This is a genomic window from Kushneria sinocarnis, from assembly GCF_003633775.1.
Taxonomy (GTDB): domain Bacteria; phylum Pseudomonadota; class Gammaproteobacteria; order Pseudomonadales; family Halomonadaceae; genus Kushneria; species Kushneria sinocarnis.
The window spans coordinates 304,266-318,161 of the sequence record NZ_RBIN01000004.1 but is presented as its reverse complement, the minus strand read 5'-3'; the positions used below and the strand labels follow the sequence as shown (position 1 = coordinate 318,161).

At 63.7% G+C, this 13,896-nt stretch carries 11 protein-coding genes; 9 read left to right on the top strand and 2 right to left on the bottom strand.

Annotation, left to right across the window (positions count from 1 at the left end; genetic code table 11):
* Positions 1 to 32: 32 nt before the first annotated feature.
* The gene (locus tag C7446_RS08210; protein WP_121172598.1) at positions 33 to 2,753 is read right to left on the bottom strand and encodes a [protein-PII] uridylyltransferase; all 2,721 of its coding nucleotides are present in this window, start codon (positions 2,751 to 2,753) and stop codon (positions 33 to 35) included.
* A 48-nt stretch (positions 2,754 to 2,801) separates the two neighbouring features.
* Positions 2,802 to 3,599: a type I methionyl aminopeptidase gene (map, locus tag C7446_RS08205; protein WP_121172597.1), complete on the bottom strand. Its 798-nt coding sequence runs from the start codon at positions 3,597 to 3,599 to the stop codon at positions 2,802 to 2,804.
* 262 nt (positions 3,600 to 3,861) lie between these two features.
* Here map and rpsB point away from each other — a divergent pair, with 262 nt between their 5' ends.
* The 9 genes from rpsB (at position 3,862) to bamA (ending at position 13,890) form a co-directional block, all read left to right on the top strand.
* Positions 3,862 to 4,620 (top strand): 30S ribosomal protein S2, encoded by a 759-nt coding sequence (gene rpsB, locus C7446_RS08200; RefSeq protein WP_121172596.1) that lies wholly within the window; start codon positions 3,862 to 3,864, stop codon positions 4,618 to 4,620.
* 177 nt (positions 4,621 to 4,797) lie between these two features.
* Positions 4,798 to 5,667: a translation elongation factor Ts gene (gene tsf / locus C7446_RS08195; RefSeq protein WP_121172595.1), complete on the top strand. Its 870-nt coding sequence runs from the start codon at positions 4,798 to 4,800 to the stop codon at positions 5,665 to 5,667.
* Between the two features lie 148 nt (positions 5,668 to 5,815).
* Complete coding sequence (gene pyrH / locus C7446_RS08190; protein ID WP_121172594.1) at positions 5,816 to 6,565, top strand: UMP kinase; 750 nt, start codon at positions 5,816 to 5,818, stop codon at positions 6,563 to 6,565.
* 17 nt (positions 6,566 to 6,582) lie between these two features.
* Positions 6,583 to 7,140: a ribosome recycling factor gene (gene frr, locus C7446_RS08185; protein WP_121172717.1), complete on the top strand. Its 558-nt coding sequence runs from the start codon at positions 6,583 to 6,585 to the stop codon at positions 7,138 to 7,140.
* A 60-nt stretch (positions 7,141 to 7,200) separates the two neighbouring features.
* Entirely contained in the window at positions 7,201 to 7,959 is a 759-nt protein-coding gene (gene uppS / locus C7446_RS08180; RefSeq protein WP_121172716.1) for a polyprenyl diphosphate synthase, read from the top strand.
* Positions 7,952 to 8,749 carry a phosphatidate cytidylyltransferase gene (locus tag C7446_RS08175; RefSeq protein WP_121172593.1) on the top strand — a complete coding sequence of 266 codons (798 nt, stop codon included), beginning with the start codon at positions 7,952 to 7,954 and terminating at the stop codon, positions 8,747 to 8,749. The genes uppS and C7446_RS08175 overlap by 8 nt, the downstream gene beginning before the upstream one ends.
* A gap of 27 nt (positions 8,750 to 8,776) precedes the next feature.
* The gene (gene ispC, locus C7446_RS08170) at positions 8,777 to 9,961 is read left to right on the top strand and encodes a 1-deoxy-D-xylulose-5-phosphate reductoisomerase (protein WP_121172592.1); all 1,185 of its coding nucleotides are present in this window, start codon (positions 8,777 to 8,779) and stop codon (positions 9,959 to 9,961) included.
* Positions 9,961 to 11,310, top strand: coding sequence for an RIP metalloprotease RseP (rseP, locus tag C7446_RS08165; RefSeq protein WP_121172591.1), 1,350 nt, complete (start codon positions 9,961 to 9,963; stop codon positions 11,308 to 11,310). The genes ispC and rseP overlap by 1 nt, the downstream gene beginning before the upstream one ends.
* Before the next feature lie 237 nt (positions 11,311 to 11,547).
* Positions 11,548 to 13,890, top strand: coding sequence for an outer membrane protein assembly factor BamA (gene bamA / locus C7446_RS08160; RefSeq protein WP_121172590.1), 2,343 nt, complete (start codon positions 11,548 to 11,550; stop codon positions 13,888 to 13,890).
* Positions 13,891 to 13,896: the final 6 nt, after the last annotated feature.

The following is a 13,896-nucleotide window of genomic DNA, read 5'->3' as shown; positions in this document are numbered from 1 at the left end:
GGGGCGATTATAGGCGGGTTGGGCTGGCCGGCTCAAACGCCGCTGCCGGAGTTCGACTGCCGGGTGACACCGGCCTGGGCATTGAGTACTTCGCACAGCCGAACATGCAGCTGCTGCTGTCGCGCCGGATCGGTCAGCGGCTGGCCTGTGGTATCGGTAATGAAGAACACGTCCTCGACCCGTTCACCGAGGGTGGCGATCTTGGCGGCGGTCAGCGAGACGCCGCACTCCATGAAGATCCGGCCGACGCGGGCCAGCAGGCCGGCGCGGTCGGCCGCGATGAGCTCCAGCATGGTACGGGCGTTGGTATCGTCCTGCTCGATGGTGACCCGGGTCGGCACCCGGAAGTGCTTGAGCTGGCGCGGCGTATGCCGCGAGACGATGCGCGGGTAGTCATCGGGGTCGTCGAGTTCCTCGACCAGGTGGTGATGAATGGCTGCCAGCTGGCCGCGATCGCGAATCGGTGCGCCTTCCTCGTCGAGCACGATGAAGGTGTTCAGGGTCCAGTGGTTGCTGGAAGTGGCGATGCGGGCGTCGTGAATCGACAGCCCGAGCTGCTCCATGGCAGCGGCCGTGGCGGCAAACAGGTTGTTGACCGAGCGGGTATGAATGAACACCTTGGTGCCGCCGTCGGTCATGTCATCGGTGGGCGCGCTGATCAGCACCAGCGGCGTGATGTTGTCCCCGGCGCTGAGGATGCCCTGGGTGTGCCAGGCAATCTCGCTGGCGCTGTAGTAGAGGAAATAGTCGTCGCCCAGGGTCTGCCACAGGGCCTCGACCGCCTGCGGGTCATTGCCCATGCCGATCAGCAGGGCGCGGGCCTCGTCCCGGGTCTCCTCGATCCACATGCCGCGATCGGGCGGGTTTTCCAGTCCCCGGCGCAGCATGCGTCGGGTTTCGCCGTGCAGCTGACGCAGCAGGGCGGCCCGCCAGCCGTTCCAGAGCGAGGCGTTGGTGGCGTTGATGTCGGCCACGGTCAGCACATAGAGATAGTCCAGGTGCAGCTCGTCATGCATCGTGGCGGCGAATTCGCGGATCACGTCGGGATCGGCGATATCGCGCTTCTGTGCGGTAGTGGACATCAGCAGATGATGCTCGATCAGCCAGCACACCAGATGGGTGTCGCGGCGTGACAGCCCGTGCTGCTCGCAGAAGAGTTGTGCCTCCTCGGCGCCGATCAGCGAGTGGTCGCCGCCGCGGCCCTTGCCGATGTCATGCAGCAGCCCGGCAATCCACAGTACTTCCAGCCGGGGCAGCTGATGGATGAGCTGGGCACAGAGCGGATAGTGCTCCTCGCCATCGGTGCTGCGAAACTGCTGGATCACGCTGAGCAGGCGCAGGGTATGGGCATCGACGGTGTAGACATGAAAGAGGTCGTGCTGCATCAGGCCGATGATGCGGCCGAAGCTGGGCAGATACTTGCCCAGCACGCCGTAGCGCGCCATCAGCCCCAGCTGGCGGGGCACATTGCCGCCGGAGCGCAACAGCTCCATGAACAGGCTGCGATGGCGCAGGTCGCCGCGAAAGGCGTCGTCGATCAGATGGCGGTGATCGCGAATGGCCCGGATGGTTTCGGCCCGCACGCCCTCGATCCCGGGGTGCTGCGCCATCAGCAGAAAGATTTCCAGCAGGGCGGCAGGGCGGCGCTTGAAGACCGCCGGATGGCGGATGCGGATGTCGCCGCCGATGACCTCGAAGCGGCGATTGAGAACCTGCACGGTGCCCTGCTGATGCCCCCGCTGGAGGATGGCCTCCTCGAAGTGCTGCAGCAGCATGTCATTGAGCTCGGACAGCGCCGTGACAATACGGTAGTACCGGCGCATGAACTGTTCCACGGCCAGCCGCTCGGGCGTGTCGCGATAGCCCAGCAGTTCGGCAATGGCGCGCTGCTGATCGAACAGCAGGCGATCCTCGGCACGTCCGGCGAGCAGATGCAGCGCATAGCGCACCTGCCACAGGAAGGCGCGCCCCTGGCTCATGATGCGCAGCTCGTTGTCGGTCATGAAGCCCTGGGCCACCGTCTCCTCGATGGCGCGCGCCCCGAAGTGGTGCTTGGCGATCCAGCCGACGGTCTGGATATCGCGCAGCCCGCCCGGCGAGCTCTTGATGTTGGGCTCGAGGTGATGCTCGGAGTTGTTGAACCGCTCGTGACGACCGAGCTGCTCGCGACACTTGGCTTCGAAGAATTCGACATCCGTCCACATCTGCTGCGGTGCGGTCAGTGCCTGCATGCGTTCGCGCAGGTATGACCAGCCGGCCAGCAGGCGGGTTTCGAGCAGGTTGGTCATGACGGTGACGTCATCCCGGGCCTCGCGTTCGCACTCGTCAAGAGTGCGAACACTGTGGCCGATTTCCAGCCCGATATCCCACAGCAGGGTGATGAAGGCGGAGAGCGGCTCCCGCCAGCGGCTATCGTCACTGTCTTCCAGCAGGATCAGCAGGTCGATGTCGGAGTGCGGATGCAGCTCGCCGCGGCCGTAGCCGCCGACGGCCAGCAGCGCGATGTTGTCGGCCGGCCAGTCGATGCGTTCCCAGATCAGCGCCAGCAGCTGATCGATGCACCACGCTCGGCCGAACACCAGATCACGGATGTCGGCGCCATTGCGAAAGCGGGTATCGAGCCGCTCCCGGATCGCGGCAAGGGCATGGCGCAAGGTCTCGATGGGGGCCTGCCCCGAAGCCAGTTCCCGGCGCAGGGCAGCGACGTCGAGCAGCGACTCATCGGGTGCAAAGCGATAGTGATGCAGCAGCATGTCGATTCCCGGTGAGACGAAACGGTGGGCAGTCGGTGTTGCCGGCCTTCAGTCCGCCGTCGCCGCGAGGAAGGAAAGATCCTCGTCGTGGCGCTGGGTCATGACCTCGATGCCGCTGTCGGTGATGACCATCATGTGCTCCCACTGGGCCGACAGGCTCTTGTCACGGGTCACGGCGGTCCAGCCGTCGCGCAGTACCCGGGTCTGCCACTTGCCGGCATTGATCATGGGCTCGATGGTCAGGCACATGCCGGGCTCCAGGCGGGCGTCATTGTTGCGATCATAGCCGTCATAATGCAGCACCTGGGGATCATGATGAAACTGGGTGCCGATGCCGTGCCCGCAGAAATCGCGGACCACGCTGTAGCCGTTGCTCTCGGCATGCTGCTGGATGGTCCGGCCGACCTCGGAGAGCCAGACGCCCGGGCCCATCACCTTCATGGCCTCGTAGAGGCACTGCTGGGTGATGCGCGAGAGCCGCTCGCCCTTGATGTTGTTGCCGACCACGAACATGCGGCTGGTGTCGCCGTAGTAGCCGTCCCTGATCAGGGTGACATCGATGTTGAAGATATCGCCCTTCTTGAGTTTCCTGTCGAAATCGGGGATCCCGTGGCAGACCACGTGATTGAGCGAAATGCAGGTGGCGTGCTGATAGCCGTGATAGCCGATGGTGGCCGAGGTGCAGCCGAGCTCGCGCTCGATGTAGTCCTGGCAGATGCGGTCGAGCTCACCGGTGGAGATGCCGGGCTCGACATGCGGTTCGATCATCTCCAGCACGCTGGCAGCCAGGCGACCGGCAGTGCGCAGGCCCTCGATATCTTCGGCGGTATAAATGGGGATGTTCATGTCACTCGATAGTCATGGATTACGGGCAGCCTGTCGGGGATGACGGCGGGCCATCAGGATAGCGTTCGAGCAGCTGGCGGCTTCATCTTGCAGGCCTGATATGGTATAAAGCCGCGCGATTTCCTGCAATCTCGCCGCATGGCATTGCGGGAGCGCGATAAAACGTGACCCCACACACGCATCGACACATGGTCCCGGGTGCCGCGCGAGCGGTCGGACCCATGGGATGCGTGGAGGCCTAACCCGACTCAGGAGAGTTTTCATGTCCGTTACCATGCGTGATCTGCTCAAGGCAGGTGCTCACTTCGGCCACCAGACCCGCTACTGGAACCCGAAGATGAGCAAGTACATCTTCGGTGCTCGCAACAAGATTCACATCATCAACCTCGAGCACACCCTGCCGGCGCTCAACGACACCCTCAAGGTGGTCGAGCGGATGGCGGCCAACAACAACAAGATCCTGTTCGTTGGCACCAAGCGCGCCGCCAGCAAGATCGTTCGCGAGCAGGCCGGGCGCGTCGGCCAGCCGTATGTCAACCATCGCTGGCTCGGCGGCATGCTGACCAACTTCAAGACCATCCGTCAGTCGATCAAGCGGCTGCGTGACATCGAGGCGATGCACGAGGACGGCACCTTCGAGAAGCTGACCAAGAAGGAAGTCCTGATGGTCACCCGCGAGCAGGAGAAGCTCGAGCGCTCGATCGGGGGCATCAAGGACATGGGCGGCCTGCCCGATGCCCTGTTCGTGATCGACGTGGATCACGAGCGGATCGCCATCAACGAAGCCAACAAGCTCGGCATTCCGGTGATCGGCGTGGTCGATTCGAACTCCGATCCGGACGGCGTCGACTACATCATTCCGGGTAACGATGACTCCATCCGGGCCATCCAGATCTACGTGACTGCCGTGGCCGATGCCTGTGCGAAGGCGAAGGAAGGCAACCCGGATGAGTTCGTCGAGGTCGATGACGGCAGCGAAGCGCCCCAGGCCGCTGCCTCCGAGCAGACTGCTTCCGAGTGAGCGGTCAGCGGGATCGGGGCCGCCGTGCCCGGTCCCTCCTGATGAAAAAAGGGGGCTGCGGCCCCCTTTTTTGAACATCATGCCGTTCGTCGAATGCGGGCGGCAGAACAGACATGCAGCCGGGTGCCCGTGGCAGCGGTCATCCGGCCTTCACCCGATCCAACAGAGGTTCATGACATGGCAGCTATCAGCGCATCTCTGGTCAAGCAACTGCGTGAGCGTACCGGGCTCGGCATGATGGAGTGCAAGAAGGCGCTCAGTGAAGCCGATGGTGATATCGAGCAGGCGATCGAGAACCTGCGCAAGAATGCCGGTCTCAAGTCCGCCAAGAAGGCCGGCCGGGTGGCCGCCGAAGGCGCCATCCTGACGCGTGTCTCCGAGGATGGCCGGACTGCCGTGATGCTCGAGGTCAACTCCGAGACCGACTTCGTGGCGCGTGACGAGAATTTCCGCAGCTTTGCCAATGAAGTGGTCAACAAGGTGCTGGATACGCGCAGCGAGGATATTGCCACCCTGATGGATGGCGAGCTGGAAGAGGCGCGTGTTCAGCTGGTGCAGAAGATCGGCGAGAACATCACCGTGCGGCGTGCGTCAGTGGTCGAGGCGCCCGAGGGTGGCGTGGTCGGCGCCTATGTGCACGGCGATCGGATCGGTGCCGTGGTGGTGCTGACCGGTGGTACCGTCGAGGCGGCTCGTGACGTGGCCATGCACGTGGCGGCAATCAATCCTTCCGTGTCGCATCCCGAGAAGATGGCACAGGAGGAGCTCGACAAGGAGAAGGCGATCATCATGGCGCAGCCGGACATGGCCGGCAAGCCTGCCGAGATCGCCGAGAAGATGGTACAGGGTCGTCTCAACAAGTATCTCTCCGAGAACAGCCTGATCAACCAGCCCTTCGTCAAGGATCAGAACGTCAGCGTGGCGGAGTTCGTCAAGCAGTCCGGCGGTGAAGTGGCCAGCTTTGTGCGCTTCGAGGTCGGCGAAGGTATCGAGAAGGAAGAGGTCGACTTCGCCAAGGAAGTGATGGAACAGGCGCAACGCGGTTAAGTTGCCGCCTCGCTTTCGCGATACGATGGATGCCGTCGCGAAGTGAGCGATCCCGCATTGGCGTGCGCTTGCGCACGCCAATGCATATGGGCCGCACGCCAGCGCGGCTGCAATACTGTCAGCATATCCCGTTCAGGAGAGAGAGTTCATGCCACCCGCCACCGATCGTAGCGTCAAGTACAAGCGCATTCTGCTCAAGCTTTCCGGCGAGGCCCTGACCGGTGATCATGAATTCGGTATCGATCCCAAGGTGCTTGATCGCATGGCGCTCGAGATCGGCCAGCTGGTTGGCATCGGGGTTCAGGTCGGCATCGTGATCGGCGGTGGCAACCTCTTTCGCGGGGCGGCACTCCACGCCGCCGGCATGGAGCGCGTGACCGGTGACCACATGGGCATGCTGGCGACCGTCATGAATGCCCTGGCCATGCGTGATGCACTCGAACGCTCCAGTATCCGCTCAAGGGTGATGTCGGCGATCCAGATGAGCGGGGTGGTCGAGCACTACGATCGCCGCACCGCGATCCGGTACATGACCTCGGGTGACGTGGTGATCTTTTCCGCCGGTACCGGCAATCCCTTCTTTACCACCGACAGTGCGGCCTGCCTGCGCGGTATCGAGATCGATGCCGATGTGGTGCTCAAGGCCACCAAGGTGGATGGCGTGTATGACAAGGACCCGGTCAGTCACCCCGATGCGGTGAAATACGAGCATCTGGATTACGATCAGGTACTCTCGCAGAAGCTGGGAGTGATGGATTTGACCGCCATCTGTCTGGTGCGTGACCATGACATGCCGGTCCGCGTCTTCGATATGACGCGCCCTGGCGCGCTGCTGAATCTGGTAGTGGGCGGTCGTGAAGGCACCCTGATCGATGTCGCCAGGGATCAAGGTCAATAAGTCAGAGGTTGAACATCGTGATCAACGATATCCAGCAGGACGCCGAAGCGCGCATGCGCAAGAGTGTGGAGGCGCTGCAGTCGGCGTTTTCCAAGATTCGGACCGGCCGGGCACACCCCAGCGTGCTCGATGCCGTGCGCGTCGATTATTATGGCACCGAGATGCCGCTGAGCCAGGCGGCCAACGTCAACGTCGAGGATGCCCGTACCCTGACCGTGGTACCGTGGGAAAAATCGATGGTGCCGAAGATCGAGAAGGCCATCCTGATGGCCGATCTGGGACTCAATCCCAATACTGCCGGCTCGGTGATCCGGGTGCCCATGCCGCCACTGACCGAGGAAACCCGCAAGGGCTATATCCGTCAGGCGCGGCAGGAAGCCGAACAGGGTCGTGTGGCGGTTCGCAACGTGCGTCGCGACGCCAACAATGATGCCAAGGCCCTGCTCAAGAAAAAGGAAATATCGGAAGACGAGGAGCGTCAGGCCGAGGATGCCATCCAGAAACTGACCGACAAGGCGATTGCGGATATCGATCAGATACTGGAGCAGAAGGAAAAGGACCTGATGCAGGTCTGACACTGCCGGATCCCGACCGATGTACGCGATGTGGATGATCGCGTACCGATGCGAGTACTCATGCCCGATACGTCTCTGCCCAATCCGCCACACTCCGGACTCCGCCATGTGGCGATCATCATGGATGGCAACAATCGCTGGGCACGGGCCCATGGATTGTCCGGTATCCGCGGCCATCATGCCGGCGTCGAATCAGTGCGCACGGTCATTCAGCGCGCCGTCGAGCGCGAGCTCGAGGCCATTACCCTGTTTGCCTTCTCCAGCGAGAACTGGAAGCGTCCGGCCCAGGAGGTCAGTGCGCTGATGGAGCTGTTCGTGCTGGTGCTGCGCCGCGAGGTGGCACGCCTGCACAAGAACAATATTCGCATCTCCATTGTCGGCGAGCGCTCCCGGTTGCCTCATTCGCTCAATCGGGCGATCGATCGCGCCGAGCGATTGACCCGCGGCAACACCGGTCTGCGGCTGATCGTGGCCGCCAACTACGGCGGTCGCTGGGACATTACCGGCGCGGCGCGGCGGCTGGCCGAGCGGGTGGAAGCCGGTGAGCTCAGCGCGGCCGATATCGACGAGGAGCGGCTCGATGACGAGATCCGGGGCAACGGGGTCCCCGATGTCGATCTCTGCATTCGGACCAGTGGCGAACAGCGCATCAGCAACTTCCTGCTCTGGCAGCTGGCCTATGCCGAATTCTACTTCTCGTCACTGTACTGGCCGGACTTCGGCGCCGAGGCCTTCGACGAGGCACTGGATACCTTTGCCAGGCGCAAGCGGCGCTTCGGCATGACGGACGAACAGGTCGAGGTACAGCAGGGTGCTTAGACAACGGGTTCTGACTGCGCTGGTGATCGGTCCGGCGTCACTGCTGCTGCTGTTTCTGCTCGGCGGCGGCTGGTACGCCGGTTTTGTCGGGCTGATCGTGGTAGGCGCGGCCTGGGAGTGGTCGAATCTGGCCGGGCGCGAGCAGCCGCGCGACAAGGCGCTGTTTGCGGTCTCCATGCTGGCGGCGATGGCGCTGGCCTGGTCGAGCGGCATCGCCCATCAGAGCTGGCCGCTGTGGCTGGCCCTGATCGGCTGGCTGCTCTGCCTCTACTGGGTGGTCCGCTACCCGCAGGCTACCTGGCAGTGGGAAGGCGTCGGCATGCGCCTGGCGATGGGCGTCTGGGTGCTGCTGCCCTGCTGGGTCGGTTTTCTGCTGCTGCGGGAGCAGCCGCTGTGGCTGCTCTATGTGCTGTTCGTGGTCTGGGGCGCCGATATTGCCGCCTACTTTGCCGGGCGCGCCTTCGGCAATCGCCGGCTGGCCCCCAGGGTCAGCCCCGGCAAGTCGTGGGCCGGCGTCTACGGTGCCCTGGCCGGTTCGGCGGTGCTGGCCCTGCTGATGGCGTGGTGGCAGGGTTTCGACGCCATCCACCTCGTGGTGCTGCTGATCGTGACCGCGATCGTGACCGCCGCCTCGATCCTGGGGGATCTGTGTGAAAGCATGCTCAAGCGCCATCGCGGCATCAAGGACTCCGGCCAGCTGCTGCCGGGGCATGGTGGCCTGCTTGATCGCATCGACAGTCTTACCGCCGCGGTGCCGCTGTTTGCCCTGCTGGCCCCCTGGATCGGCTGATGCCGCTTGCGGCCCCTGGAGCCAAAGATGACGCAGACCGTTACCGTACTGGGCGCCACCGGATCGATCGGCACCAGTACCCTCGATGTCATTGCCCGCCATCCCGATCGCTATCGCCTTCATGCCGTCACCGCCCGCAGCAGTCGTCAGGCGCTGTTCGAGCTGTGCCGGCACCATCGCCCGGAAGTGGCCGTGCTGGATCATGCCGAGGATGCCCGCTGGCTGGCGGAGGCACTGACCCGGGCCGATGTGCCGACCCGGGTCGCCCATGGCGAGGCCGCGCTGTGTGAAGTGGCCGCCAGTGCCGAGATCGTCATGTCGGCAATTGTCGGTGCCGCGGCGCTGACCCCGACCCTGGCCGCGGTCCGGGCCGGCCGGCGGGTGCTGCTGGCCAACAAGGAAGCGCTGGTGATGAGCGGGGCGCTGTTCATGCGCGAAGTGGCCGAGAGCGGCGCGGTCCTGCTGCCGATCGACTCCGAGCACAACGCCATCTTTCAGTGCCTGCCCCACCACCACCGCGGCGGGCTCGAACGCTGCGGCGTTACCCGCCTCCTGCTGACCGCATCCGGCGGTCCCTTTCGTCAGTGGGCGCCCGAGCAGCTGGCGCAGGTAACGCCGGATCAGGCCTGCGCTCATCCCAACTGGTCGATGGGGCGCAAGATCTCGGTGGACAGCGCCACCATGATGAACAAGGGGCTCGAGCTGATCGAGGCGTGCTGGCTGTTCGATGCCTCGCCCGAACAGGTCGAGATCGTGGTGCATCCGCAGAGCGTGATCCACTCGATGGCGGCCTACGTGGATGGCTCGGTCATCGCCCAGCTGGGCAATCCCGACATGCGCACGCCAATCGGCCATGGTCTGGCGTGGCCGGAGCGGATCGACACCGGCGTTGCGCCGCTTGATCTGTTTGCCACCGGCCGGCTCGATTTCGAAGCGCCCGACATGGCGCGGTTTCCCTGCCTGCGGCTGGCGCGCGAGGCGATGAGCACCGGGGGCACCGCCCCGGCGGCCCTGAATGCGGCCAATGAGGTGGCCGTGGCGGCCTTTCTGGCAGAGCGGATTCCCTTCATGGCCATACCGACGCTGGTGGAGCGTGTACTTGCCCGGCTCGAACACGGGCCGGCCGACAGTCTCGAGTGCATTCTCGCCATGGACCGCCGGGCGCGGGAGGTGGCCACTGCCGAACTCGAACGTCGGGAGCAGAACGGGTGATGGGGGTCCTGCAGAATATCCTCGCCGTGATCGTGGTACTGGGCCTGCTGATCACGATTCACGAATTCGGTCACTTCTGGGTCGCCCGGCGCTGCGGGGTTCGGGTACTGCGCTTTTCGGTCGGTTTCGGGCGGCCACTGCTCAAGCGGGTCGATCGTCACGGTACCGAGTTCGTGCTGGCCGCGATTCCGCTAGGTGGCTATGTCAGGATGCTCGACGAGCGCGAGGGCGCGGTCGATCCCGCCGATCAGCATCTCGCCTTCAACCGGCAGTCGGTCTGGAAGCGCATTGCCGTGGTGTCGGCCGGTCCCGTTGCCAATTTCCTGCTGGCCCTGATGGCGTACTGGCTGATGTTCATGGTGGGCACCACCACGGTGACCCCGATGGTCGGCTCGGTCTCGCCCGATTCGCCGGCGGCCCGGGGTGGCCTGGAGGCAGGCCAGGAGATCGTGCGGGTGGAAGGGGAGCGGACCCGCTCCTGGGATGAAGTCAATCTTGCCCTGATCGGTGCCATCGGCAGTGATCGACTGCAGTTCGCAACCCGTCGGGAAGGAAGGGAGCTGCAGCAGCACAGCCTGGCGGTAACGAATTACCTGGCCCATCAGGATCCGCCGCAGCCGCTGGCAACGCTGGGCTTCGAGCCCTGGCGTCCGGATACGCCGCCGGTCATCGGGCAGGTGCTGGATGACGGCGCGGCTGCCGCCGCCGGACTGCGGGCCGGTGATCGCGTCATTTCGGTGAACGGCGCGGCCATCGAGGCGTGGTCCGGGTTCGTGGCTCGGGTACAGGCGGCGGCCGGGCAGTCCCTCCAGCTGCGGATCAGGCGTGACGGGCGCGAGCTGGCGGTCGATCTGACCCCCCGCAGCCGGCAGCTGGCCGATGGCCGCAGTGTCGGCTATATCGGGGCGGCTGCCGATCCCGTTCAGTGGCCGCAGCAGTATCAGCGTGAGCTGCGCTACGGGCCGCTGGCGGCGGCGGGGCAGGCCATCCATCGCACGGCCTCGATGACGTCGCTGACCGTGGGGTCGATCTACAAGATGGTGATCGGACTGATTTCGCCTTCCAATCTCTCCGGGCCGATTACCATCGCCCGGATAGCCGGGGAATCGGCCCGTTCCGGGCTGGAAACCTTCATCGGTTTTCTGGCCTATGTCTCCATCAGCCTGGGCGTGCTGAACCTGCTGCCGATACCGATTCTCGACGGCGGGCATCTGCTGTTTTACGCCGTCGAAGCGATCCGCGGTCGGCCGCTCTCGGAGCGGGCACAGGCGGTGGGATTCCGGATCGGGGCGGCGCTGGTCGCCACACTGATGATCATGGCCTTCTATTTTGATCTGATGCGACTCTAGTTTCCGATGGCAAGCGAAAGGAGGCGGTGCTTGTCAGGATGGCGGCGATGTGTATAAGGTGCGTGTTCACGATCTCGACCCCTTCGATGAGCGCGTGTTACCTGTCGTATCGCAGCAGGGTTTCAACGGTTACATGACGGGTATCCGAATACAACGACGCCAGCCGGATCGCGCGTTGCTAGCGGCACGAGAAGCGGGCCCCGAGCGGGCGGAATTCAGTAAAAGCGAAATGACGGCATGAAGATTAAAACCATTGGTCTGATGGTGTGTTTGCTGGCTCCTTCACAGGCGGCATTCGCTATTTCTCCCTTCAAGGTTTCGGATATTCGCGTCGAGGGTCTGCAGCGCGTTTCAGCGGGTACCGTGTTCAATGCGATGCCGATTTCCGCCTCCGATACCGTCAATGACGACGCGCTCACCAGGGTAGGCAAATCGCTGTTCGGTACCGGTCTGTTCGACGATGTCAGTCTCGGCCGCGACGGTAATGTGCTGGTGGTCAATGTCCAGGAGCGCCCCTCGATTGCCCAGATCGAGATCAACGGCAACTCCAAGATCCCCGAGGAGGATCTGCGCAGCGGACTGCGTGAAGCCGGCCTCTCGGAAGGCCAGGTGCTGCAGCGTTCGACCCTCGAGGAGATGCAGCGTCAGCTGGAGCGGGTCTACCAGCAGCAGGGACGCTACAGCGCCCGGATCGAAACGCAGGTCGAGCAGCTCAGCCGCAACCGGGTCCAGGTGGACATCAACATCGACGAAGGGGCAGTGGCGAAGATTCGCCAGATCAACGTCGTCGGCAATCAGGCGTTCGATGACGATACCCTGCGCGATCAGTTCGAGCTCGAGGACAAGCCCGGCTGGTTCTTCGGCTGGTTCTCCAGCGATCAGTACTCCCGCGAAAAGCTGCAGGGCGATCTGGATCGGCTGCGCTCGTACTATCTCGATCGCGGTTACGTGAATTTCAGTATCGATTCCACCCAGGTCTCGATCAGCCCCGACAAGTCGACCATTTATGTCACCATCAATGTCGATGAGGGCAAGCGCTACCGGATCGGTGACATCGGTTTTGCCGGCGACCTGAAGGTGGGTCGCGACGAGGCCCGTTCGCTGGTGACCGCCGAATCCGGCGACATCTTCTCCCAGTCGCAGCTGACTGCTTCCAGCGAGGCGCTGCGCCGGGAGCTGGGCGCCCGCGGCTTTGCCTTTGCCCAGGTGAATGCGGTACCGAAGGTCAACGATGATGGGGAGACCGTTGACGTGACCTTCAACGTGCAGCCCGGTCGCCGCGCCTATGTCCGGCGCATCAACTTCAAGGGCAACACCACGACCGCTGATGAGGTGCTGCGTCGCGAAATGGTGCAGCTCGAGGGGGCGCCGGCCTCCACCGATGACATCAAGACCTCGCAGCAGCGCCTGCAGCGGCTCGGCTTCTTCAAGCAGGTGGACGTCAATACCCAGCGGGTGGCGGATGAGCCGGATCAGCTCGACGTGACCTACAATGTCCAGGAGCAGCCCTCCGGCAGCATTTCCGCCAGTCTCGGCTATGCCCAGTCCGAGGGGCTGATCTACGGGGCCTCGCTCTCCCAGCGCAACTTCCTCGGCACCGGCAACCGGGTCGATATCGGCGCCCAGAAGAGCGACTACTACACCAATCTGAACTTCAGTTACACCAATCCCTACTGGACGCTCGATGGCGTGTCGCGCGGCTTCAACCTCTACTATCGCTCGACCGATTACGAGGATGCCGACATCTCGACCTACTCCACCGATGCCATCGGGGGCGGGGTCAACTTCGGTTATCCGGTCAGTGAGCTGTCGCGGCTGAATTTCGGACTGGGGGTCGAACATCTCGAGGTCAAGGACTACGACGATTCGCCCTCCGAGATCGCGCGCTATGTGGATGACGAGGGTGACTCCTTCAACAACTACAAGCTCTCCACCGCGTGGACACGCAACAACCTCAACCGCGGTATCCTGCCGACTGCGGGCAGCTATCAGAAGGCGAGCGCCGAAGCCACCGGGCCGGGCAGCGATGCCGAGTATTACAAGCTGCGCTATCAGGGTCAGAAGCTGTTCCCGATCCAGACCGAAGAGTGGGCGCTCAAGTTCCGTACCGAGCTGGGCTATGCCGACAGCTACGGCAAGACCGACACCTATCCGTTCTACGAGAACTTCTACTCCGGCGGACTGGGATCGGTGCGCGGCTTCGAGAGCAACACCCTGGGTCAGCCGACCACCGAGCGTGCCGACGGGGATGATGATACCCTCGGCGGCAACATCCTGCTGGAGGGTTCGGCGGAGCTGATCTTCCCGACGCCGTTCATCGAGGATCGGCGCCAGGTGCAGACCTCCTTCTTCGTTGATACCGGTAATACCTACCTGTCGGACTGCCTGCCGGTGGAAAGCGGTCGTAGCTCGTCGTGCTCGTCCGGGGTCGATCTCAATGACCTGCGCGTCTCGGCGGGCGTGGGGCTCTCCTGGCTGACGCCGGTGGGGCCGCTGACCTTCTCGGTTGCCAAGCCGATCAAGGACAAGGGTGGCGACGATACCCAGTTCTTCCAGTTCTCGCTGGGCCAGACGTTCTGATGGCGG